Annotated in this window: 19 protein-coding genes; 8 read left to right on the top strand and 11 right to left on the bottom strand. The window is 70.5% G+C overall.

Annotated elements, in window-relative coordinates; translation table 11 throughout:
• Nucleotides 1-10 precede the first annotated feature (10 nt).
• Genes meaB through IEZ25_RS06080 form a run of 3 tightly spaced genes read right to left on the bottom strand, consistent with a single transcriptional unit; the run spans nucleotide 11 to nucleotide 5,032 of the window.
• On the bottom strand, nucleotides 11-1,063 hold the full coding sequence (gene meaB, locus IEZ25_RS06090; protein WP_191198503.1) for a methylmalonyl Co-A mutase-associated GTPase MeaB: 1,053 nt from the start codon (nucleotides 1,061-1,063) through the stop codon (nucleotides 11-13).
• A 7-nt stretch (nucleotides 1,064-1,070) separates the two neighbouring features.
• Nucleotides 1,071-3,299: a methylmalonyl-CoA mutase gene (scpA, locus tag IEZ25_RS06085; RefSeq protein WP_449866949.1), complete on the bottom strand. Its 2,229-nt coding sequence runs from the start codon at nucleotides 3,297-3,299 to the stop codon at nucleotides 1,071-1,073.
• On the bottom strand, nucleotides 3,236-5,032 hold the full coding sequence (locus IEZ25_RS06080; protein ID WP_191198501.1) for a methylmalonyl-CoA mutase family protein: 1,797 nt from the start codon (nucleotides 5,030-5,032) through the stop codon (nucleotides 3,236-3,238). The genes scpA and IEZ25_RS06080 overlap by 64 nt, the downstream gene beginning before the upstream one ends.
• A gap of 186 nt (nucleotides 5,033-5,218) precedes the next feature.
• Between IEZ25_RS06080 and IEZ25_RS06075 the strand changes: the two genes are divergently transcribed.
• The 6 genes from IEZ25_RS06075 (at nucleotide 5,219) to IEZ25_RS06050 (ending at nucleotide 11,844) form a co-directional block, all read left to right on the top strand.
• Entirely contained in the window at nucleotides 5,219-6,784 is a 1,566-nt protein-coding gene (locus tag IEZ25_RS06075) for a BCCT family transporter (protein WP_191198500.1), read from the top strand.
• Nucleotides 6,781-7,719, top strand: coding sequence for an ABC transporter substrate-binding protein (locus IEZ25_RS06070; protein WP_191198499.1), 939 nt, complete (start codon nucleotides 6,781-6,783; stop codon nucleotides 7,717-7,719). Before IEZ25_RS06075 ends, IEZ25_RS06070 begins: the two co-directional genes overlap by 4 nt.
• 49 nt (nucleotides 7,720-7,768) lie before the next feature.
• A complete protein-coding gene (locus IEZ25_RS06065) occupies nucleotides 7,769-8,275 on the top strand; it encodes an Hsp20/alpha crystallin family protein (RefSeq protein WP_191198498.1) in 507 nt (168 codons plus the stop codon).
• A 107-nt stretch (nucleotides 8,276-8,382) separates the two neighbouring features.
• Nucleotides 8,383-9,096, top strand: a complete 714-nt coding sequence (locus tag IEZ25_RS06060; RefSeq protein ID WP_318152068.1) for a succinate dehydrogenase cytochrome b subunit — start codon at nucleotides 8,383-8,385, stop codon at nucleotides 9,094-9,096.
• 31 nt (nucleotides 9,097-9,127) lie between these two features.
• A complete protein-coding gene (locus IEZ25_RS06055) occupies nucleotides 9,128-11,104 on the top strand; it encodes a fumarate reductase/succinate dehydrogenase flavoprotein subunit (RefSeq protein ID WP_191198720.1) in 1,977 nt (658 codons plus the stop codon).
• Nucleotides 11,101-11,844 carry a succinate dehydrogenase/fumarate reductase iron-sulfur subunit gene (locus tag IEZ25_RS06050; RefSeq protein WP_191198497.1) on the top strand — a complete coding sequence of 248 codons (744 nt, stop codon included), beginning with the start codon at nucleotides 11,101-11,103 and terminating at the stop codon, nucleotides 11,842-11,844. The genes IEZ25_RS06055 and IEZ25_RS06050 overlap by 4 nt, the downstream gene beginning before the upstream one ends.
• A gap of 185 nt (nucleotides 11,845-12,029) precedes the next feature.
• On the opposite strand, the gene IEZ25_RS06045 is transcribed toward IEZ25_RS06050, so the two are convergent.
• The 4 genes from IEZ25_RS06045 to trpS all read right to left on the bottom strand — a co-directional run bounded on the left by IEZ25_RS06045 (nucleotide 12,030) and on the right by trpS (nucleotide 15,821).
• On the bottom strand, nucleotides 12,030-12,797 hold the full coding sequence (locus IEZ25_RS06045) for a hypothetical protein (protein ID WP_191198496.1): 768 nt from the start codon (nucleotides 12,795-12,797) through the stop codon (nucleotides 12,030-12,032).
• Between the two features lie 424 nt (nucleotides 12,798-13,221).
• Nucleotides 13,222-14,283, bottom strand: coding sequence for a YihY/virulence factor BrkB family protein (locus IEZ25_RS06040; RefSeq protein WP_191198495.1), 1,062 nt, complete (start codon nucleotides 14,281-14,283; stop codon nucleotides 13,222-13,224).
• Nucleotides 14,283-14,792, bottom strand: coding sequence for a 2'-5' RNA ligase family protein (locus tag IEZ25_RS06035; RefSeq protein WP_191198494.1), 510 nt, complete (start codon nucleotides 14,790-14,792; stop codon nucleotides 14,283-14,285). The genes IEZ25_RS06040 and IEZ25_RS06035 overlap by 1 nt, the downstream gene beginning before the upstream one ends.
• 9 nt (nucleotides 14,793-14,801) lie before the next feature.
• A complete protein-coding gene (gene trpS / locus IEZ25_RS06030; RefSeq protein WP_191198493.1) occupies nucleotides 14,802-15,821 on the bottom strand; it encodes a tryptophan--tRNA ligase in 1,020 nt (339 codons plus the stop codon).
• A gap of 185 nt (nucleotides 15,822-16,006) precedes the next feature.
• Between trpS and IEZ25_RS06025 the strand changes: the two genes are divergently transcribed.
• Nucleotides 16,007-16,615: a sigma factor gene (locus IEZ25_RS06025; RefSeq protein ID WP_191198492.1), complete on the top strand. Its 609-nt coding sequence runs from the start codon at nucleotides 16,007-16,009 to the stop codon at nucleotides 16,613-16,615.
• Nucleotides 16,612-17,055, top strand: a complete 444-nt coding sequence (locus tag IEZ25_RS06020; RefSeq protein WP_191198491.1) for a hypothetical protein — start codon at nucleotides 16,612-16,614, stop codon at nucleotides 17,053-17,055. The genes IEZ25_RS06025 and IEZ25_RS06020 overlap by 4 nt, the downstream gene beginning before the upstream one ends.
• 54 nt (nucleotides 17,056-17,109) lie before the next feature.
• On the opposite strand, the gene IEZ25_RS06015 is transcribed toward IEZ25_RS06020, so the two are convergent.
• The 4 genes from IEZ25_RS06015 to IEZ25_RS06000 form a co-directional block, all read right to left on the bottom strand.
• Nucleotides 17,110-17,271 (bottom strand): hypothetical protein, encoded by a 162-nt coding sequence (locus IEZ25_RS06015; RefSeq protein ID WP_191198490.1) that lies wholly within the window; start codon nucleotides 17,269-17,271, stop codon nucleotides 17,110-17,112.
• Between the two features lie 172 nt (nucleotides 17,272-17,443).
• The gene (locus tag IEZ25_RS06010) at nucleotides 17,444-18,685 is read right to left on the bottom strand and encodes an MFS transporter (RefSeq protein ID WP_191198489.1); all 1,242 of its coding nucleotides are present in this window, start codon (nucleotides 18,683-18,685) and stop codon (nucleotides 17,444-17,446) included.
• A gap of 61 nt (nucleotides 18,686-18,746) precedes the next feature.
• Nucleotides 18,747-19,448 carry a DUF6498-containing protein gene (locus tag IEZ25_RS06005; RefSeq protein ID WP_191198488.1) on the bottom strand — a complete coding sequence of 234 codons (702 nt, stop codon included), beginning with the start codon at nucleotides 19,446-19,448 and terminating at the stop codon, nucleotides 18,747-18,749.
• Between the two features lie 11 nt (nucleotides 19,449-19,459).
• Complete coding sequence (locus tag IEZ25_RS06000; protein ID WP_191198487.1) at nucleotides 19,460-21,670, bottom strand: NADP-dependent isocitrate dehydrogenase; 2,211 nt, start codon at nucleotides 21,668-21,670, stop codon at nucleotides 19,460-19,462.
• Between the last annotated feature and the right edge of the window lie 159 nt (nucleotides 21,671-21,829).

The following is a 21,829-nucleotide window of genomic DNA, read 5'->3' as shown; positions in this document are numbered from 1 at the left end:
CCTGCCCAGTCTAGTTCGCGTCACCGTCGTAGGCGGCGAGGATCCGGTCCGCGGCCAGTGGGGCCGGCAGGTCTCCGGCGAGCACGGCACGCCGTACGTCGTCACGCACCGCCGCGACGCCGGTGGAGGAGCGCAGCCGCTCGTCGAGCTCGTCCCGGACCAGTGCCCAGGTGAACTCGAGCTGCTGCGCGGCGCGCTTGTGCGCGAGCCCGTCGACGCCGAGGTGCTCGCGGTGCTGTCCGACGCGGTCCCAGACGTCGTCGACGCCGACCCCGGTCAGCCCCGAGCAGGTCACGACCGGCGGCGCCCACTCCGCGTGCCCGCGCACCAGTCGCAACGCCCCGGCGAGCTCGCGCGCGGCCACCCGGGCCTCGGACTCGTGGTCGCCTCCCTGCGCGTCGGCCTTGTTGACCGCGACCACGTCGGCGATCTCGAGGATGCCCTTCTTGATGCCCTGGAGCTGGTCGCCGGTGCGGGCAATGGTGAGGAAGAGGAACGTGTCGACCATCCCGGCCACCGTCACCTCCGACTGCCCGACGCCGACCGTCTCGACCAGCACGACGTCGTAGCCCGCCGCCTCCAGCACCAGCATCGCCTGCGTGGTCGCGCGGGCGACGCCACCGAGCGTGCCGGCCGCCGGCGAGGGCCGGATGAAGGCGTTCGGGTCGACCGACAGCGCGGCCATGCGGGTCTTGTCTCCGAGCACCGAGCCACCGGTGCGCACCGACGACGGGTCCACGGCGAGCACGCCGACCCGGTGGCCGGCCGCGGTCAGGCGGGTGCCGAGGGACTCGATGAAGGTGGACTTGCCGACGCCGGGCACGCCGGAGATGCCGACCCGGGTGGCGAGGCCGGGCCGCGACGCGGGTCTCGACACGCTCGCCGGCGCTCGCTGCTCGACCGGCACGTCGGCGAGCGAGGTCAGCAGCTCGCGCGCGGCCGCCCGGTGCTCGGCGCGGGAGGACTCGACCAGCGTGATGGCGCGCGCGACGTCGGCACGCCGGCCGGAGCGGACGCCCTCGACCAGCGCCGCGACGTCGACCACTCGGGAGGGCCGGGCCATCAGGCGGTCACTCCGAGCGCAGCCGCGCCAGCAGGTCGAGCGCGGACTCCGCGATCACGGTGCCGGGCAGGAAGACCGCCGCGGCACCCATCTCCTTGAGCGTGGGCACGTCGTCGGGCGGGATCACGCCGCCGATGACGATCATGATGTCGGGCCGGCCCTGGTCGGCCAGCGCCTGCTTGAGCGCGGGCAGCAGGGTCAGGTGCCCGGCCGCGAGCGAGGACACCCCGACGATGTGCACGTCGGCGTCGATCGCCTGCTGGGCGACCTCCTCGGGCGTCGAGAAGAGCGGCCCCACGTCGACGTCGAAGCCGAGGTCGGCGAACGCCGTGACCACGACCTTCTGACCGCGGTCGTGGCCGTCCTGGCCCATCTTGGCGACGAGGATGCGCGGGCGGCGACCCTCCTCGGCCTCGAACTCCTCGGTCGCGGCGAGCACGGCAGCAACGGCACTGCCCTCGGCGGCGCCTGCCTCGTCGCGGTACACGCCGCTGATCGTACGGATGACCGCCTGGTGGCGGCCGTAGACCTTCTCCAGCGCGTCGGAGATCTCCCCGACCGTGGCCTTCGCGCGGGCCGCGTCGACGGCCAGCGCGAGGAGGTTGCCGTCGAGGGAGCCGCCGCCGACCGGGCCGCGCTCGGCGCTGTTGGTCAGCGCCTCCAGCGCCCGGCGTACGTCGTCGTCGTCGCGCTCGGCGCGCAGCCGCTCGAGCTTGGCGACCTGCTGGCGGTAGACGTCGTCGTTGTCCACGCGGAGCACGTCGAGCTTGTCCTCGGCGGCGAGGCGGAAGGTGTTGACGCCGATGACCTTCTGGCTGCCGGAGTCGATCCGCGCCTGGGTGCGGGCGGCCGCCTCCTCGATGCGCATCTTCGGGATGCCCTGCTCGATCGCCGCGGCCATGCCACCGGCGCGCTCGGCCTCCTGGATGTGCGCCCACGCGCGCTCGGCGAGGTCGTGGGTGAGCTTCTCCACGTAGTAGGAGCCGGCCCACGGGTCGATGATCTCGGTGGTGCCCGACTCCTGCTGCAGCAGCAGCTGGGTGTTGCGGGCGATGCGCGCGGAGAAGTCGGTCGGCAGCGCGATGGCCTCGTCGAGGGCGTTCGTGTGCAGCGACTGCGTGTGGCCCTGCGTGGACGCCATCGCCTCGATGCAGGTGCGCCCGACGTTGTTGAAGACGTCCTGCGCGGTGAGCGACCAGCCCGAGGTCTGGCTGTGCGTGCGCAGCGAGCGCGACTTGGGGTTCTGCGGGTCGAAGTCATCGACGAGCCGCGCCCACAGCGCCCGGGCCGCGCGCATCTTGGCGACCTCCATGAAGAAGTTCATCCCGATGGCCCAGAAGAACGACAGCCGCGGCGCGAACTGGTCGATGGTCATCCCGGTCTCGAGGCCCGCGCGGATGTACTCCACGCCGTCGGCCAGCGTGTACGCCAGCTCGAGGTCGGCCGTCGCACCGGCCTCCTGGATGTGGTAGCCGGAGATCGAGATCGAGTTGAAGCGGGGCATCTTCTGCGAGGTGTAGGCGAAGATGTCGCTGATGATCCGCATGCTCGGCGACGGCGGGTAGATGTAGGTGTTGCGGACCATGAACTCCTTGAGGATGTCGTTCTGGATGGTCCCCGCGAGCTGCTCCGGCTTCACCCCCTGCTCCTCGGCCGCCGCGATGTAGAGCGCGAGCACCGGCAGCACCGCGCCGTTCATCGTCATCGACACCGACATCTCGTCGAGCGGGATGCCGTCGAAGAGGGTGCGGGTGTCGTAGATCGAGTCGATCGCCACGCCGGCCATGCCGACGTCGCCGCGCACCCGCGGGTGGTCGGAGTCGTAGCCGCGGTGGGTGGCGAGGTCGAAGGCGACGCTCAGCCCTTTCTGGCCGGCCGCGAGGTTGCGGCGGTAGAACGCGTTGGACGCCTCCGCGGTGGAGAAGCCGGCGTACTGCCGGATCGTCCACGGCTGGGTCGTGTACATCGTCGGGTAGGGCCCGCGCAGGAACGGCGCGATGCCCGGCCAGGTGTCGAGGCCGTCGAGGCCCGCGAGGTGCTCGGGTCCGTAGACCGGGAGGATGTCGATCCCCTCCGGGCTCGCCCACGGCTCGGACTGGGCCGCCGGTCGAGCCGCCGAGGAACGAGGCGTGTCGAAGCCGAGGCCCACCTCGGCGAAGTTCTTCGGGATGCTCACTTCGCGAGCTCCTCTCGGATCCGGCCGAGGAAGCCGAGCGCATCGACTCCCATGGCGCACGAGTCGTCGACCTCTGTCACGGTCCGCTCCCCCGGCTTGCCCGCCAGCACCACGTACGCCGCGCCTGCCGCCCGCAGCGCGGCGACCAGGTCGGCGCCCCACTCGGCGTAGGCCGCGTCGGTGCCGGCGAGGCACACGACGGGCTGGCCCGCGTAGGCCGTCGTCACCGACGCGACGTCGGAGGTGGCGCCCGCCGCCTCGACGGCGACACCGCCGGCGGCGAGGAGGTTGGTGGCGAAGGTGGCGCGGGCCGTGTGGGCCGCCACCGTGCCCATCGTGGCGAGGAAGACCGGCTGCACCGCGGGTGCCGCGCGCATGTCCTCGTAGGCCTGGCCGTAGTGCACGCCCGCACGGCTCCACGGCTCGCGCTCGGGCAGGGTCTCGGCGAGGTTCGGGAACTCCGAGATGCCCGTCAGCGGGCGTGAGCGGTCGGCGATCCCGGCCTCGCGCTCGGCCCGGACAGCGGACACCCGCTCCTTCACGCCCGCCGCGGCCTGCTGGCCGACGCCACCGTCGGACTCGATCCGGCCGAGCTCGGCCCAGCCGGCGACGGCGAGGTCATCGGTGAGCCTCTCGACTGCGTAGGAGCCGCCGGCCGGGTCGGTGACCGCGGCGACGTGCGACTCCTCGATCAGCAGGGAGGAGGTGTTGCGGGCGATCCGTCGACCCAGCGCGTCGGGCTGGCCGAGACGCTCGTCGAACGGCACGACGGTGATCGCGTCGGCGCCACCCACGCCGGCGGCGAAGGCTGCGACGGTGCCGCGCAGCATGTTGACCCAGGGATCGACCTTGCCCATCATCGCGCGGCTGGTCACGACGTGCTGGCGCTGCGGGACGTCGGAGCAGTCGGACGCCTCGAGCACCCGCGCCCACAGCCGGCGGGCGGCGCGCAGCTTGGCGATCGTGGGGAACTGCTCGTCGCTCGCGGCATAGCGGAACTCGATCAGTCCGGCGGCTTCGTCGACCGGGAGTCCGGCCTCGGTCAACAGGCGCAGGTAGTGCACGCCGACGGCCATCGTCCAGCCCAGCTCCTGCGCGTCGCTCGCACCGAGGTCGTGCAGGGCGGTGCCGTCCACGACGGCACCGAGCACGCCGAGCGCCTGCGCGCGCCGCACGGTCGCGACGAACCCCTCGACGAGGGTGCTGCCGTCGTCCACGCCGTCGCCGAGGGCCAGGGCCGTCGCCGGGTCGGCCGAGAGGTTGCTGCCGGGGTGGGGGTCGCCGGGCGTCTCCTCGAGCAGCCGGGCCAGGGCCTCGGACTGTGTGGCGTCGGGCCGCTCCAGGGTGACCGGGGCCAGGTCGAGCAGCACACCTCGCAGCGCCGCGGCCAGGTCGGTGCCGTGGGCGAGGTCGAGGTGGAGCGAGGTGGCGCCGTTGTCGAGGTCGACCAGCGCCGCCTCGTTGACCGCGGCCGCGTCGTCGCCGACCAGCGACGTACGCACGTCCCAGGCGCCTGCACGGGCGGGCCGGCCGGCGGTGGTGAGGCCCTCGAGGTCGGAGGCCTGGCCGATCGGTGCGACGGCGATGCCGTCGAGGGTGGTGCGGGTCAGCGCGGACCAGACGTCGGCGTCAGGGGCGTCCTCGCCGAGGCGGCGCGCCTTGCGCAGCACCGCGGCCGTGGCTGCCTCCCACGCGGCGACGTCGTACGAGTCGCCCTCGCCCACGAGGCGGAGCGAGCCCTCCTCGGGCTGCAGCTCCTCGGGCTCGTCCAGTCCACCGGCGACGTCGGTCATGAGCGCACAATAGGACGCTCGTCACCCGCCCGGCACCGCGTGGGCTTATGGGATAGGTCTCACTCGACGGCCGACATCAAAGTCGACTCAACGAGTGGACAATGCCATTGACACGGCGCCCGCCGCCCCACCAAGGTGGATCGATCTCGGGTGAGCCCTCGCCCGTACCTGCGGGCGGGAGACCCGATGAAGCGCATGCTCAAGGACGTCGACCCGGTCGTCTTCTGGGGCTCGGCCGGACTGATCGCGGTGTTCGTCGGCTGGGGCCTGCTCGGCCCGTCGAGCCTGGGCACGGTGATGAAGACCGCGCTCGACTGGGTGATCGGCAACTTCGGCTGGGCGTTCATCCTGATCGCCTTCTCCGTGCTGGTGCTCTGCATCTTCCTGGTGCTCCACCCCTGGGGCCGCCTCCGCCTCGGACCCGACGACTCGCGCCCCGAGTTCAGCACGTTCTCCTGGGTCTCGATGATGTTCGCCGCCGGGCTGGGCGCGGGCCTGCTCTTCTACGGCGTGGCCGAGCCGGTCTCCCACTGGACCTCGCCGCCGCACGGCCTGGCCGACCCCGAGTCCGAGGCCGCCGCGCTGGTCGCGCTGCGCTACTCCTACTTCCACTGGGGCTTCAACGGCTGGGCGATGTACGCCGTCATGGGCGGCGCGATGGCCTTCTTCAGCTTCCGCAAGGGCCTGCCGGTCCTGGTGAGCTCGACCTTCACCCCGGTCCTCGGCCCCGATGCCTCCACCAAGCCGCTCGGCCGGCTCGTGGACGCGCTGGCCATCGTCGCCACCCTCTTCGGCACCGCCACGGCGCTCGGCCTCAACGGGCTCCAGCTGAACAGCGGTCTGAACTATCTCTTCGGAATCCCGAAGTCCAACGCAGTCACGGTGATCGTGATCGTCATGGTGACCCTGCTGTTCGTGGTCTCGGCGACGTCCGGGGTCGAGAAGGGCATCAACTTCCTGGCCAACATGGGGTCCTTCGCCACCATCGGCCTCTTCCTCTTCTTCCTGGTGGTCGGCGGCTCGACCGTGCTCGTCATCTCGCAGGGCATCGAGTCGATCGGCAACTACGTCCTGCAGGTGCTGCCGATGTCGCTCCAGACCGGGGTCGGCGACGAGCAGTGGATGGCCGGCTGGACGATCTTCTACTGGGCCTGGTGGGTCTCGTGGGCACCCTTCGTCGGCATGTTCGTGGCGCGCATCTCGCGCGGTCGCACGATCCGCGAGTTCATCATCGGCGTCGCGGCGGCCCCGACCGGCTTCGGCTTCCTGTGGTTCGCCGTCGTCGGCGGCGTCGGCATCGAGCTGCAGCGCAGCGGCCGGGCCGACATCGTCGGCTCGCTGGACACACCCGAGCTCGTCCTCTTCACCGCCCTCGACGCACTGCCCCTGTCGGCGATCAGCTCGTTCCTCTGCATCGTGCTGATCGCGCTCTTCTTCATCAGCGGCGCCGACGCCGCCTCGGTGGTGATGGCGACGATGGCCTCGCGCGGGTCGATCGCGCCGTCGAAGTTCGTCGTCATCGTGCTGGGCGTCCTGATGGGCGGCATCGCGTGCGCGATGCTGCTGGTCGGGGGGTTGACCGCACTGCAACAGGCAGCCGTGCTGGGCTCGGTTCCCTTCACGTTCGTGCTCGTGGGTGTCGCCTGGTGCTGGCTCAAGGCGCTACGCGAGGAGACCCGCACCGATCCACCCGACGGGTCAGCGGACGACGTGGCCGTCGAGGCGCCGGCGCGGTCGGGAGACGCCTCGTGAGCCGACGTACGTCCCCGCTCCTCGCCCTGGTCGTGCTCGCCACGCTGGCGCTCGGCGCCTGCGGGGCCAACACCGAGCGCGACGCCTCCCAGCAGCCGCAGGGCGCGACCCTGCGCGTCACCATCGGCACCCAGGAGTTCCCCGAGGCACTCGTCCTGGGCGAGCTGTGGCGCCAGGCGCTGGCCGTCAACGGCTACGCCGTCAACCTGCGCAAGGCCGTCGGCCCGGCGGAGGACCTCGACCAGGCGCTGCGCGACGGCGACGTCGACGGCTACGTCGCCTACACCGGCACCGTGCTCTCGATCGTGGCCGACCAGGAGGTGACCGGGCTCGATCCCACGGCGACCTACGACGCGGTCCGGGACTACTACGAGGGCCAGGGCATGGTCGTCAGCGAGCAGACGCCCTTCCAGAACAAGGACGCCATCGCGGTGGCCGACGCCTTCGCCGAGGACAACGGCCTCTCCTCGATCGGCGACCTGGGCGACCTCGACTCCTTCGTGCTCGGTGCCCGCCCGGAGTTCGAGGACCTCCAGCTCGGCCTCACCGGGCTGCGCGACGTCTACGGCCTCGACAACGCCGAGTTCGTGCCGGCCGAGCTGGGCGAGCAGTACGCGATGCTCGACGACGGCGACGCCCAGGCCGTCGACGCCTTCACCACCGACCCGCAGCTCAGCGGCGGGAAGTACACCCTGCTCGAGGACCCCGAGCTGCTCTTCGGCTCGCAGAACGTCGTGATGGTCGTCGACGAGGACAAGCTCGCCTCGATCGACTCCGAGGCCTTCATGAACGTCATCGACACCGTGAACTCCGAGCTGAGCGAGGACGCCATGGTCGAGATGAACGCCGAGGTCACCGACGGCCGCAGCGAGAGCGACGTCGCCCGGTCGTTCCTGCGCCGCGTCGGCCTGATGACGCCCCTGCGCAACCGCTAGACCCCACCGCCGCGCCACCGCACGCACCCCGAGAGCAGGAGCAGAGCCGATGCCCGACCGCCGCAATCCCTTCGAGGGCGTGACCGACTTCGTCAGCGAGCTGTCGCGGCTGCGCTCCCTCGGCATGCACGGCACCGTGGAGGCGACCGGCGAGGTCGCCGAGCGCACCCACGCCTCGGCCTGGGTGCCGAGCACCGACATCCTCGCGGCCGGCGACGACCTGGTGATCCGGATCGAGCTCGCCGGGGTGGACCCGGCCGACGTCGACCTCAGGTTCAGCCACGGCGTGCTCACCGTCTCCGGGGTGCGGCACGCCGACGAGGACGGCCAGGACGCCTCGGCGTTCCTCGTCCGCGAGCGCTACTACGGCGAGTTCCGCCGCTCGATCACCCTCCCGGAGGCCGTCACGGCCGACGACATCGAGGCGGCGTTCGAGGACGGCCTCGTCACGATCACCGTGTCCGGCGCCGCCGCCGACCGCGAGAGCAGCCGCATCGAGGTCGCGCACCGCGGACGTGCGACGACCCAGCGCCGCGTGCGGCCCCCGAACGCCTAGCGCGCCGCTATGGCGTACGTCACAGCGGAGCCGGTCGTGACGCGCCATCGAGAAGGTCACACCCACTCGGCGCGTCGCACGCCCGCGTACCGCGATAACGTGCCCACGTGGCAACCCAACTCACTCCCCCCACCCTGGTGAAGAACGCGCGGGCCGCTCGGACCACCATCGCGCTGAAGCTCGGCATGGCGGTGAGCGGCTTCATCTTCATCGGATTCGTGCTCGCTCACATGTACGGCAACCTCAAGGCGTTCGCCGGGCACGACGCGTTCAACGACTACGCCCACCACCTGCGCCAGATCGGCGAGCCGATGCTGCCGCACGAGGGGGTGCTCTGGATCCTCCGCGTCGGGCTGATCGTCTCGCTGGTCGTCCACGTCTACTGCGCGGTCGTGCTGTGGCGCCGCGCGTCGCACGCCCGCGGCACGAAGTACGTCACCAAGAAGAACACCGGCGCCTCGCGGTCCAGCCTGACGATGCGCTGGGGCGGCCTGACCATCCTGGTGTTCCTGGTCTGGCACCTGCTCAACTTCACGATCGGCAAGATCAACCCGCAGGGCGGGGCGACCAACGACCCCTACAACCTGCTCGTCGACACCTTCGACGTCTGGTGGCTGACGCTCATCTACCTCGTCGCCATGGTCGCGCTCGGCCTCCACCTCAACCACGGCGTCTGGAGCGCGGCGCAGACCCTGGGCTGGACCGGCAACGCCGCGAAGCGGGTCCGCGCCAAGCGCCTCGCCCTCGCCCTCGCGCTGATCGTCTCGGTCGGCTTCTCCCTCGTCCCGCTCGGTGTCCTCGCGGGCATCATCACCAAGTAAGGGGTCACTGCTCGTGAGCCACGACACCGTCATGACCGCCGACCACGACGACGCGGCCGGCTACTACACGCCCGGCTCGCCGCTGGTCGACACCAAGGCGCCCGACGCGCCCATCGCCGAGCGCTGGGAGACGCGCAAGTTCGAGGCGCGCCTGGTCAACCCGGCCAACCGCCGCAAGCTCAACGTGATCATCGTCGGCACCGGCCTCGCCGGCGCGTCGGCGGCGGCGACGATGGGCGAGGCGGGCTACCACGTGAAGACGTTCTGCTACCAGGACTCCCCGCGTCGTGCCCACTCCATCGCGGCGCAGGGCGGCATCAACGCGGCGAAGAACTACAAGGAGGACGGCGACTCGGTCCACCGTCTCTTCTACGACACCGTCAAGGGCGGCGACTACCGCTCGCGCGAGTCCAACGTCTACCGCCTCGCCGAGGTCAGCACCAACATCATCGACCAGTGCGTCGCGCAGGGCGTCCCGTTCGCCCGCGAGTACGGCGGGCTCCTCGACAACCGCTCCTTCGGCGGCGTGCAGGTCTCGCGCACGTTCTACGCCCGCGGCCAGACCGGCCAGCAGCTGCTGATCGGCGCCTACCAGGCCCTCGAGCGGCAGATCGCGGCCGGCACGGTCGCGATGTACTCCCGCCACGAGATGCTGGAGCTCGTCGTCGCCGACGGCAAGGCGCGCGGCATCATCGCCCGCGACATGGTCACCGGCGAGATCCAGACCCACCTCGCCGACGTCGTGGTGCTCGCCTCCGGCGGCTACGGCAACGTCTTCTACCTCTCCACCAACGCGATGGGTTCCAACGTCACGGCCGCGTGGCGTGCGCACCGCAAGGGCGCCTACATGGCCAACCCCTGCTACACGCAGATCCACCCCACCTGCATCCCGGTCACCGGCACCCACCAGTCCAAGCTGACGCTGATGTCGGAGTCGCTGCGCAACGACGGTCGGATCTGGGTCCCGAAGAACCAGGCCGACTGCGACAAGGACCCGCGCGACATCCCCGAGGAGGACCGCGACTACTACCTGGAGCGGATCTACCCCGCCTTCGGCAACCTCGTCCCCCGCGACATCGCCTCGCGTGCGGCGAAGTACCAGTGCGACGACGGCCGCGGCGTCGGGCCCGAGGTCGACGGCGTACGCCGTGGGGTCTACCTCGACTTCGCCGACGCGATCGAGCGCCTTGGCCGCGACGCGGTGGAGAACAAGTACGGCAACCTGTTCGACATGTACGCCCGGATCACCGGCGAGGACCCCTACGCGGTCCCGATGCGGATCTACCCGGCCGTGCACTACGTCATGGGCGGCCTGTGGGTCGACTACGACCTGCAGTCGACGATCCCCGGCCTGTTCGTGACCGGAGAGGCCAACTTCTCCGACCACGGCGCCAACCGCCTCGGCGCCTCGGCGCTGATGCAGGGGCTCGCCGACGGCTACTTCGTGCTCCCCCACACCATCCGTGACTACCTCGCGGACGGACCGTTCGAGCCGATCGCCGAGGACCACCCCGCGGTGGTCGAGGCGCGCGCGTCGGTCGAGGGCCGCATCGAGCACTTCCTCACGGTCAACGGCGAGCGCAGCGTGGACTCCTACCACCGCGAGCTCGGCAACATCATGTGGGAGTACTGCGGGATGGAGCGGACCGAGGACGGGCTGAAGAAGGCCATCGACCTCATCCGCTCGCTCAAGGACGACTTCTACCGCAACGTCAAGGTGCTCGGCTCGGCGGAGACCCTCAACCAGTCGCTGGAGAAGGCCGGCCGCGTGGCCGACTTCTTCGAGCTGGGCGAGCTGATGTGCATCGACGCCCTCAACCGTCGCGAGTCGTGCGGCGGCCACTTCCGCGGCGAGTCGCAGACCGAGGACGGCGAGGCTCTGCGCCACGACGACGAGTTCGCGTACGTGTCCGCGTGGGAGTGGGCCGGCGAGGATGCCGCCCCCGTCCTGCACAAGGAAGACCTGGTCTACTCGGCCATCGAGATGAAGCAGCGGAGCTACAAGTGAACCTGACCCTGAAGATCTGGCGCCAGCCGGACGCCTCGAGTGCCGGGGCGATGCACACCTACCAGCTCGCCGACGTCTCGGAGGACATGTCGTTCCTCGAGATGCTCGACGTGCTCAACGAGCAGCTCAACGCCGAGGGCGAGGAGCCCATCGCCTTCGACTCCGACTGCCGCGAGGGCATCTGCGGCGCGTGCGGGCTGATGATCAACGGCGACGCGCACGGCCCGGAGGTCACCACGACCTGCCAGCTGCACATGCGCTCCTTCAAGGACGGCGAGACGATCACCATCGAGCCGTGGCGCTCGGAGGGGTTCCCGGTCGTCAAGGACCTCATCGTCGACCGCAGCGCCTTCGACCGCATCATCCAGCAGGGCGGCTACGTCTCGGTCAACACCGGATCTGCCCCCGAGGCCCACTCGGTGCCCGTGCCGAAGGAGGACGCCGACCGCGCCTTCAACGTCGCGACCTGCATCGGGTGCGGCGCGTGCGTCGCGGCCTGCCCCAACGGCTCGGCCTCCCTCTTCATGGGGGCCAAGATCACCCACCTCGGCCTGCTCCCCCAGGGACAGCCCGAGCGGGACGAGCGCGTGGTCAACATGGTCGCCCAGCACGACTTCGAGGGCTTCGGTGGCTGCACCAACATCGGCGCCTGCACCGCGGCCTGCCCGAAGGAGATCCCGCTCGACGTGATCTCCCAGCTCAACAAGGACCTCCGCACGGCCATCCGGCACGGCCACTGATCCTGCTGCACGACTGACGAGGGCCGGGGAGCGATCCCCGGCCCTCGCTGCGTCTCCCGGGGTGGGGTGGGCGGTGAGTGAGACATCCTCTGGCGCCTCAGAACATGTCCTGTTCACCGCGGCACTGCGGGGTGCCGATGGAGCGGTGAGTGAGACATGTCTTCGCGGCCAAGAACCTGCGCCACTCACCGCTTCCCACGTGTCCGCGGACGTACGAGTTCCTGCAGCGGCCGGAAGAGCGAGTCCCACGTCTCGTCGAAGTCCGGCGGCGGTCCGTCGTACCCGCGACTCACCAGCATGGAGTGGACCTTCCGGATCACCGTCTTGGGCGTCCTCATCCGCTCCTTGGTCACGAGCTCGTAGGCGACGTCGTGCTTGCGATAGTCGGCGTAACGATCGATGTCCGCGTTGTACTGCGCGCGATCGTCCTGGTGGTGGCCGCCCTCGTATTCGACGGCGGCACGCAACCGGCCGAACCACTGGTCCGGCGTCACCCGGACACCGGGGGCGATCTCGACCCGGAGGTTGACCTCGGGGACCAGCAGGCCCGAGAACACGACGTACGCCAGCAGCACCGCCTCAGGCATCGAGCGGGGCCGGTCGTCGAGGAACGGCAGGGCGTACGCCGTCTCCGGCGCCCCGCGGCGCCACTTCGCGTCGGTGAGGAGCTGGTCGAGGAGGTCGCCGTGCATCCACTCCTTGTGCAACAGGAAGCAACCGACCTCGATCGCATCGATGAGTCGGACGTCGGCGCAGTAGGCGACGAACGCTGCCTCCACCGTGACGCCCGCGTCGTCGCACGGCGGCATCTTCACCGTGCGATGGAGGAAGACACCGTCGAGCGCCAGGTGGTGGTCACCCTCGACCACGAAGTGCAGCGGGAACGGTGGCCCGATGTCGTAGCCGAGCTGTCGCAAGCGGGTGGTGCCCGTCGTACGCGCTGAGTCGGGCAACGCCAGTCGGGCCGCCTTGACGCGATCGGCCTACGTCATCTCATGGTCCCGATGCACGTAGACGCCCTCGTGGACCCGAATGAAGTGCCGACCTTGAAGCACGCCTCTGGTGATGCCGCTGTCGAGCGCCTCAGCCCTGCTGAAGGGCCGGCGGCGGAAGCTGTCCGTGACCGTGAACACGAATCCATGCAGCCACGAGCGCAGACGTCTCTCCAACGCGATCGACGAGCGCCTGTGGACGACAGCGACGTACGAGCTCCTGTGAACGACTCGTGGCTCACGCGCGGTGCGTAAGGCAGGTTTCTCGCCGCCGAATCATGTCTCACTCACCGCTCCGATCACCTCACATCGCCGAGCGGTGCGTGAGACACGAAAACGCGTGTCAAAGCATGTCTCACTCACCGCTCGAGCGGGGCGAGACGCGTCAGCGGCGGCGGCGGAGGAGTGCGACGAGGCCGAGCATCGAGGCTGCGCCGGCGGCGAAGGCAGCCTGGGGCGAGGTGGTGGAGGCGGCGGACGCCGAGGCCGAGGAGGGTACGACGGCCGCTGCCGCAGCGAGGTCGATCTGCGGGCCCTCGACGGTCTGCTCGGCGATCGTCCGAGCCTCGCGGATCGCGCGGGCCTCGCGCGAGGTGTACGCGAACGCGGCGGCGTAGACGACGACGCGGGAGAAGTAGTTGATCCAGACCAGCAGGATCAGCGCGATGCCGAAGGCCTGGAAGGCCTCGGAGTTCGCGGTGGACTTGAGCAGGAAGGTCGAGGCCTGCTTGAGCAGCTCGAAGACGACCGCGCCGAGCAGCGCCCCCTGCCACAGGGACCTCGACGGGATCTCGGGCTGCGCGAGGAGGCGGAAGAACGCGAAGAAGAGCAGCGTGTTGGCCGCCAGGCCGAGCACGATCGCCAGCACCGCGAGGAAGACACCCGCGACCAGGCCGAGACCCAGCGCGTCGAGGATCGGCGAGAGGAGCTTGGTCGCGACGCCGGAGACCGCGACGCTGAGCATCAGCACCGAGCCCAGCGCGAGCATGGCGAGGATGTCTCGGATCTTGCCGGGCACGAAGCCCGGCTGCTCGCGCTCCGGCTCCTCGAAGACCGCGACCAGCGCCTGGCGCATGCCGGAGAGCCAGCCCAGCCCGGAGTAGAGCGTCAGCAGGATGCCGACGCTGAAGATGCCCGGCGCGGCCGACTGGAGGGTGTCGAGGGAGACGCCGTTGGGCGGGCCGACCAGTCCCGGCAGCACCGAGTTGGCCGCGTCGACGAGCGTGTCCTGGGCATCGGGGTAGACCTTGGCGACGAGGCCGAAGATCGCGAACGACAGCGCCAGGATCGGGAAGAAGGACAAGAACGCGAAGTAGGTCACCGCGGCGGCCAGGGCGTTGCCGTTGACGTTGCCGTAGTGCTCGATCATCCGGAAGACATGATCGACGAACGGACGTCGCTCACGAAGGTCCGCGATGCGCTGCTTGATTCCCGAGACGAGCGACATCAGCCGAGACCGTACTCTCTGGTGGGCTGCCAGCCGGAGCGCTGGTCGTGGACATAGAGGTTGAACGCGTCGACGGCGAAGCGGCACTCGAAGTCGGCCAGCTCGTCGAACGCGCGGTCGAGCGTGGGGTCGTCGAGGTGGTGCGCGACCGTCACGTGCGGGTGGTAGGGGAAGTCCAGGTCCACCGCCAGCGGCCCCTGGCGTACGGCGTCGGCGAGCAGCTCGCACGCCGAGATGCCCTCGGCCAGCGTGACGAAGACGACCGGCGAGACCGGTCGGAAGGTGCCGGTGCCGCGCAGGTGGATGTCGAAGGGGTCGACGTTGGTCGCCGCCTCCGCCAGGTGTGACGTCACCTCGTCGAGGTCGTCGCTCGCGACCTCGGCCGGCGGGATGAGCGTGATGTGCGTGGGGATCTGCGTCGCCATCGTGTCGCCGACGGACGTGCGGTAGTCCTGGAGCTCACTGGCCCACGGCTCGGGGATCGCGATCGCTACTCCGATGGTCGGCACGCGTCGACCCTAGCGAGCCGGGGGGAGGAAGCCGACGCGGTCGTAGACGTCGCGCAGCGTCGCCTCTGCCACGGCACCCGCCCGCTCGGCGCCCCCGGCGAGGATCCGCTCGAGCTCGGCGCGGTCGCCGAGCAGCTCCCGGGTGCGCTCGCGCAGCGGCGTCAGGGTCTCGAGCACCACCTCGGCCACCTCCGACTTGAGGTCGCCGTAGCCGCGTCCCTCGAAGGTCGCCTCGAGGGCCTCCACCTTCTCCCCCGACAGGGCCGAGTGGATGGTGAGCAGGTTGCTCACCCCCGGCTTGGCCTCGCGGTCGAAGCGGATCTCGGTCTCGGAGTCGGTGACCGCCGAGCGGAACTTCTTGGTCAGCACCTGGGGATCGTCGAGCACCCACACGCAGCCCTGGCCGCCGATCGACTTCGACATCTGCTTCTCGGGCAGCTGCAGGTCGTAGATCTTCGCCGTGGACTCGAGGATGTAGGGCTCGGGCGCGCGGAACGTCTTCTTGTAGCGGTGGTTGAACCGGTTGGCCACGTCGCGGGTCAGCTCGAGGTGCTGGCGCTGGTCCTCCCCCACCGGGACGTACTGCGGGCGGTAGAGGAGGATGTCGGCCGCCTGCAGGATCGGATAGGTGAAGAGGCCGACGCTGGCCGCACCCTCGCCGCCCTTGGCGGACTTGTCCTTGAACTGCGTCATCCGCCGGGCCTCGCCGAAGCCGGTGAGGCACTCCATCACCCAGGCGAGCTGGTTGTGCGCCGGCACCTGGCTCTGCACGAAGATCGTGGAGCGCACCGGGTCGACGCCCGCCGCGAGGAGCTGCGCGACCGACACGAGCGTGCGCTCGAGCAGCACCTTCGGGTCCTGCTCCACGGTGATCGCGTGCTGGTTGGCGATGAAGTAGTAGGTCTCGAAGTCTTCCTGGAGCGCCACCCACTGTCGCAGCGCACCGAGGTAGTTCCCGAGGTGGAACGAGTCGGCCGTCGGCTGGATGCCGGACAGGACCCGCGGGCGCGCGGCTGGAGCTGAGGGCATGCGACAAGTCTCTCATCGCCGCGCCCTGGGCACCGACGGGGTCCCGCGAGCGCTCGAGTGCGACCGACGTCACATGTTGGGGCGACGCCACTGCCGCTCCGCCGCCCGGATGCAACCGCACGGGCGTCCCACGAGTCGTGCTGGCGAGGGCTCGTGAGAGCCGACGACGAGTGGGAGGGTGGGCCATGCCCCGAGCGAGCACGGTGGACCGCGTGCAGGAGGTGTACGCCACCTCCTACCGCCGGCTCGTGGGCCAGCTGACCGGCGTGACCGGTGACCCGGTCGAGGCGGAGGACGCCGTCATGGAGGCGTTCGCCCGTGCGGTGAACTCCTCGCGCTCCTTCCTCGCCGCCGACAACCCGGAGGCGTGGCTGCGCACCGTCGCGGTCAACGTGACCCGCACCCGGTGGCGGCGCAGCCGCTTCTTCCGCGACGTCAGCCACCGCCTCGTCGCGGAGGAGGCGTACGCCGACCTGCCGGACGACCGCCTCGGGACTCGCGGCCGCCGTCGTCGTCGCCGGGATCGGGTTCGCGGTCGGGCCCGGCCGCTCGGACAGCCGGTCGATCGAGCCGATGGTCAGCACGAACCGGCACACCGGCGTGTCCGGACACGATCTCCAGACGACGGCGGTGCCCTCGGCGGACGACGCGACGTCGTACACCTCGGGCTGCCCGTCCCGCAGGAGCGTCTCGACGGCGTCGGGAAGTCTCGGATCCACCTCGGGCGTGCCGTCCCAGTCCTGGACCAGGCCCGGGAGCGCCGGACGGGCGGACCTGGGAGGAGCCGGTGGTGACCAGGTCTGCCGAGTTCGAGGACATCACCGAGATGGCGGGGTCCGGTGACCACATCGCCGTCGCCGTCGGCGACGACTACCTGTCCCCCGACGGCGGGCGGCCCCCGGTGCCCGTCAAGCAGGTGCTGGTCTCGCACGACGCCGGCGTGACCTGGTCCGAGCCCGCCGGGCTGGACCTCGACGGCGCCGACGGTCTGCACGACCTGTCCTCGATGGTCGTGACCCCGGGCGGGTCGACGTACCTCACCACCAGCGACGGACTGGTCCGGGTCGACCCCGAGGGCAACGCGAAGGCGACGCCGCTCTCACCGCGCGACTCCGCGGCCTTCGTCGTGGAGGACGCCGTCTGCGTGGTCGTGGACGGCGATCCGGTCGACACGCTGCGGTGCTCCGACGACGGAACCACCTGGGCCCCGCAGCCCCTGCCGGGGTTCAGCTGAGCGTGTCGGCTGAGCCAGGACAGGGCCCACGGGGCCGTCGGTCCGGGGACCGGGTCAGACGACCCAGCCCACGTTGTCGGCGACCAGGTCGGCCGCGGGATAGACCCCGCGCAGCTCGGCCCGGCGCTGCAGGAGGCTCACCACGTCGCCCACGTTGCGGTCGGCGAGGAAGCGACGGCGCTCCATCTCTGCTGCGACCTTCTCCTCATCCACCATGACTCCCCCTCCGGAAGATTGCGGGTGGCACCTCCACCCGTCATGGATTTGATCGTTCCAAGGTCGGGCTACGCAAGAGTTCCGGTTGTGTTAACTCCACGCAACATCAGCGGAAAACACGTGCACGCATCTCGCTTGCAGGCTGCGCCGTCAGCCCGCGATGAGTCCGTGGTCAGCTGGTGGTCAGCTGCTCGGTCGAGCGCTCGCGCACGTGGAGCTTCGCCGAGAGGAGCAGGATCGCGACCCCGCCCAGGGAGAGCGCGAGACCGACCAGCGCCGGGGCGCGAAGTCCCCAGCCGGCGGCGATGACCAGACCGCCGAGCCAGGCACCGAGGGCGTTGGCGACGTTGAGCGAGGCGTGGTTCATCGCGGCGCCGAGGGTCTGGGCGTCCCCGGCCACGTCCATCAGCCGCAGCTGGAGGTTCACCACGAGGACCGAGCCGAGCACGGTGATGAGGAAGACGACGGGCAGCGCGGCCCAGCCGTGCGGGGCGGCCAACCAGAACAGCAGCATCGTGACGGCCATGCCGGTGCCGCCGATGATCAGCGAGCGGAAGATCGACCAGTCGGCCATGATCCCGGCCACCCACGTGCCGGCCACCATCCCGAGCCCGAAGAACAGCAGGAACACCGCGACCGACCGCTCCCCCAGCCCGGCCACGTCGGTGACGACGGGCGCGATGTAGGAGTAGACGGCGAACATGCCGCCGAAGCCGACCGCTCCGGCGAGGAGCGTCAGCCACACCTGCGGGACCTTGAAGGCGGCGAGCTCGCGTCGCCCGCTCGCCGCGGCGTCGCCCGGCACCGACGGGACGAACCAGGCCACCATCGCCAGCGTCACCAGCGCCAGGGCGGAGGACGCCCAGAAGGCCGCGCGCCAGCCGAGCTCCTGGCCGAGCACGGTCGCGGCCGGCACACCGACGACGTTGGCGAACGACAGACCGAGCATCACCTGGGCGACCGCACGGCCCTTGCGCGAGGGGCGGGCCATGCTGGCGGCGACCAGTGAGGCGACGCCGAAGTAGGCGCCGTGCGGCAGACCGGCGACGAACCGGGCGAGCATGAGCTGCTCGTAGCTGGCCGCGAGTGCGCTGACCGCGTTGCCCGCGGCGAAGGCGGCCATCAGCGCGACGAGCAGCGCGCGCCGTGGGAGTCGGGCACCGAGGAAGGCCAGCAGGGGGGCTCCCACCACGACCCCGACGGCGTACGCCGAGATGACGTGGCCGCCCGTCGGGATGGACACGTCGACGCCGCCGGCGATCTGCGGCAGCAGTCCCATGGTGACGAACTCGGTCGTGCCGATGGCGAAGCCGCCCATGGCGAGCGCGAGCACCGCCAGGCCGAAGTGGCGGGCGGTGACCGAGGGGACGTCGACCTCGGCCGACGAGGAGTCGGTGGCGGCAGTCGTGGTCATCACCTGCCGCAAGACGAGCCGGCCGAGGATTGTTCCCCCGCGAGGCCCGGCGTGTCCCGGATCACCACGTCGCCGGCGACGGGGCAGTCGCGTCCGGCGCCGCCCGGCGGCGGGACCAGACGTGGAGACCGAGGTCCACGACGGTCTTGAGGCCGACCAGCAGCAGCACGGGTGCGAGGTGCACCAGACCGCTCGTCGAGTCGCTGGTCCCGACGGAGCGGATCGCGAGACCGAAGCCCACGAGGATCGTGACGTGCAGGACGAGCATCCGGGGATAGGGCTCCCACATCGCGGTGGTGGGCGAGACCCGCAGCCGCTCGCCGTCGCCGAACCAGTTCAGCCAGAGCGACACGACGTGCCCCAGCACGAGGGCGAGACCGGCCAGCGCCGCGGTCCGCACGCTCAGGTCGCCGCCGACGAGCACGGCCATCACCCCGGCGAACACCCCGTGCACGAGCGTGAAGATGCCGTAGTGCAGGGCGAAGAAGCCGGCCAGCATCCCCCGGTTGCGGGAGGCGTCGACCACGCGACCGTTGACCCGGATGGTGGGCTGGCGGCCGTCCGCGGCCAGGCCCTGGGCCGTGCTGATCTTGACGATCGTGAGGGCCCAGTAGACGACGTTCTCGAGCCAGTAGGCGATCAGCACGTCGCCCACGGACATGTGGCCGGCCCACACCGCCCACAGGGGGACCAGGTTGCCGACGACCAGCCCGAAGGTGGAGAGCAGGGACGCGCGTGGCAGTCCCTGCTCCCCCGTGGTCATGCGGTGCTCGCTCAGCCGAGCGAGGCGAGCGCCTCGTTGAAGGTGGTCGACGGGCGCATCACGGCCGCCGCCTTCTCGGAGTCGGGGCGGAAGTAGCCACCGATGTCGGCCGGCTTGCCCTGCACCGCGAGCAGCTCGTCGACGATCTTCTGCTCGTCGGCGCGCAGCGAGCCGGCCAGCGCCGCGAAGGCGGCGGCCAGGTCGGCGTCCTCGGTCTGCTGTGCGAGCTCCTCGGCCCAGTAGAGGCCGAGGTAGAAGTGCGAGCCGCGGTTGTCGATCGTGCCGAGCCTGCGACCCGGCGAGCGGTCCTCGTTGAGGAAGGTCTCCGTGGCGCGGTCGAGCGTCGCTCCGAGGATCCGGGCGCGCGCGTTGTCGTCGTAGCCGGCGAGGTGCTCCAGCGACGCGGCCAGCGCGAAGAACTCACCCAGGCTGTCCCAGCGCAGGTAGTCCTCCTTGACCAGCTGCTGCACGTGCTTGGGCGCCGAGCCGCCGGCACCGGTCTCGAACAGGCCGCCGCCGTTCATCAGCGGCACGATCGAGAGCATCTTGGCGCTGGTGCCGAGCTCGAGGATCGGGAACAGGTCGGTGTTGTAGTCGCGCAGCACGTTGCCGGTGACCGAGATGGTGTCCTCGCCCCTGCGGATCCGCTCCAGCGAGTACGTCGTCGCTGCCGCGGGGGCCATGACCTCGATCGACAGGCCCTCGGTGTCCTGCTCGGCCAGGTAGGTGTGCACGAGCCGGATCAGGTTGGCGTCGTGGGCACGGGTCTCGTCGAGCCAGAACACCGCGGGCGTCTCGCTGGCCCGGGCACGCGTGACGGCGAGCTTGACCCAGTCGCGGATCGAGGCGTCCTTGGTCTGGCAGGCGCGCCAGATGTCACCGGCCTCGACGGTGTGCGAGAGCAGCACCTCGCCGGCGGCGTTGCGGACCTCGACGGTGCCGGCGGCGGGGATCTCGAAGGTCTTGTCGTGCGAGCCGTACTCCTCGGCCGCCTTGGCCATCAGCCCGACGTTGGGCACCGAGCCCATCGTCGACGGGTCGAGCGCGCCGTGCTCGCGGCAGTCGTCGATCGTGGCCTGGTAGACGCCGGCGTAGGAGGAGTCCGGGATGACCGCGAGGGTGTCCTGCTGCTCGCCGTCGGCGTTCCACATCTGGCCCGAGGTGCGGATCATCGCCGGCATCGAGGCGTCGATGATGACGTCGGAGGGCACGTGGAGGTTGGTGATGCCCTTGTCGGAGTCGACCATCGCGAGCGCCGGGCCGTCGGCCAGGCCCTTCTCGAAGGCGGCCTTGATCTCCGCGCCGCCGTCGACGGAGTCGAGGCCGGACAAGATGGCGCCCAGCCCGTCGTTGGCCGAGAGGCCCGCGGCGGCGATCTGCTCGCCGTACTGGCTGAAGACGTCGGCGAAGTAGGCGCGCACGACGTGGCCGAAGATGATCGGGTCGGAGACCTTCATCATCGTGGCCTTGAGGTGGGCGGAGAACAGGACGCCGTCGGCCTTGGCCTTGGCCACCTGCTCCTCGAGGAAGGCGTCGAGCTTGGCCGCGCTCATGAAGGTCGCGTCGACGACCTCGCCGGTCAGGACCTCCAGGCCCTCCTTGAGCACGGTCTCCTGGCCGTCCGCGACGTGGACGATCGAGAGCGTGTCGTCGGCGGGGATGACGACCGACCTCTCGTTGCTCCGGAAGTCGTCGTGGCCCATGGTGGCGACGTTGGTCCTCGACTCGCTGCTCCACGCACCCATCGAGTGCGGGTGCGACTTGGCGTAGTTCTTCACCGACGCGGGCGCGCGGCGGTCGGAGTTGCCCTCGCGCAGCACCGGGTTGACCGCGGAGCCCTTGACCTTGTCGTAGCGGGCGCGCGCGTCGCGCTCCTCGTCGGTCTGCGGGTTCTCCGGGTAGGCCGGGAGGTCGTAGCCCTGCGACTGCAGCTCGGCGATCGTGGCCTTGAGCTGCGGGATCGAGGCGGAGATGTTGGGCAGCTTGATGATGTTGGCCTCGGGCTTCGTGGCCAGCTCGCCGAGCTCGGCGAGGGCGTCGTCGAGGCGCTGCTCGTCGGTGAGGCGGTCGGGGAACTGGGCGATCACGCGACCGGCGAGCGAGATGTCGCGGGTCTCGACGTCCACACCGGCGGTCTTCGCGTAGGCGGCGATGATCGGGAGGAACGAGTAGGTCGCGAGCAGCGGCGCCTCGTCGGTGTGGGTGTAGATGATCTTGGCCATGGGTACGACAGCTCCTGTAGATCGCGATCTCATCCGGGCATAACTCTTGACGTCAAGATACCTGACGCTGGGCTGGGTTGCGACTCGCCTACCCTCGCACCCCCGCAACGGCGCCGCTAGAGTCACGGTGGCCGCCGGGGGGCGGCCATCAGACTCTGG

This window comes from Nocardioides hwasunensis, from assembly GCF_014779665.1.
Classification (GTDB): Bacteria; Actinomycetota; Actinomycetes; order Propionibacteriales; family Nocardioidaceae; genus Nocardioides; species Nocardioides hwasunensis.
This window is presented reverse-complemented; position numbering and strand designations above follow the sequence as displayed.

Bases quoted from the DNA above. Each gene is read 5' to 3' on its own strand.
- IEZ25_RS06080 (WP_191198501.1), bottom strand. From the start codon at position 5,032: ATGACCGACGTCGCCGGTGGACTGGACGAGCCCGAGGAGCTGCAGCCC.
- IEZ25_RS06040 (WP_191198495.1), bottom strand. From the start codon at position 14,283: ATGTCGCTCGTCTCGGGAATCAAGCAGCGCATCGCGGACCTTCGTGAG.
- IEZ25_RS06005 (WP_191198488.1), bottom strand. From the start codon at position 19,448: ATGACCACGGGGGAGCAGGGACTGCCACGCGCGTCCCTGCTCTCCACC.
- IEZ25_RS06075 (WP_191198500.1), top strand. From the start codon at position 5,219: ATGAAGCGCATGCTCAAGGACGTCGACCCGGTCGTCTTCTGGGGCTCG.
- IEZ25_RS06000 (WP_191198487.1), bottom strand. From the start codon at position 21,670: ATGGCCAAGATCATCTACACCCACACCGACGAGGCGCCGCTGCTCGCG.
- trpS (WP_191198493.1), bottom strand. From the start codon at position 15,821: ATGCCCTCAGCTCCAGCCGCGCGCCCGCGGGTCCTGTCCGGCATCCAG.
- IEZ25_RS06065 (WP_191198498.1), top strand. From the start codon at position 7,769: ATGCCCGACCGCCGCAATCCCTTCGAGGGCGTGACCGACTTCGTCAGC.
- IEZ25_RS06025 (WP_191198492.1), top strand. From the start codon at position 16,007: ATGCCCCGAGCGAGCACGGTGGACCGCGTGCAGGAGGTGTACGCCACC.
- IEZ25_RS06015 (WP_191198490.1), bottom strand. From the start codon at position 17,271: ATGGTGGATGAGGAGAAGGTCGCAGCAGAGATGGAGCGCCGTCGCTTC.
- meaB (WP_191198503.1), bottom strand. From the start codon at position 1,063: ATGGCCCGGCCCTCCCGAGTGGTCGACGTCGCGGCGCTGGTCGAGGGC.
- IEZ25_RS06055 (WP_191198720.1), top strand. From the start codon at position 9,128: ATGACCGCCGACCACGACGACGCGGCCGGCTACTACACGCCCGGCTCG.
- IEZ25_RS06010 (WP_191198489.1), bottom strand. From the start codon at position 18,685: ATGACCACGACTGCCGCCACCGACTCCTCGTCGGCCGAGGTCGACGTC.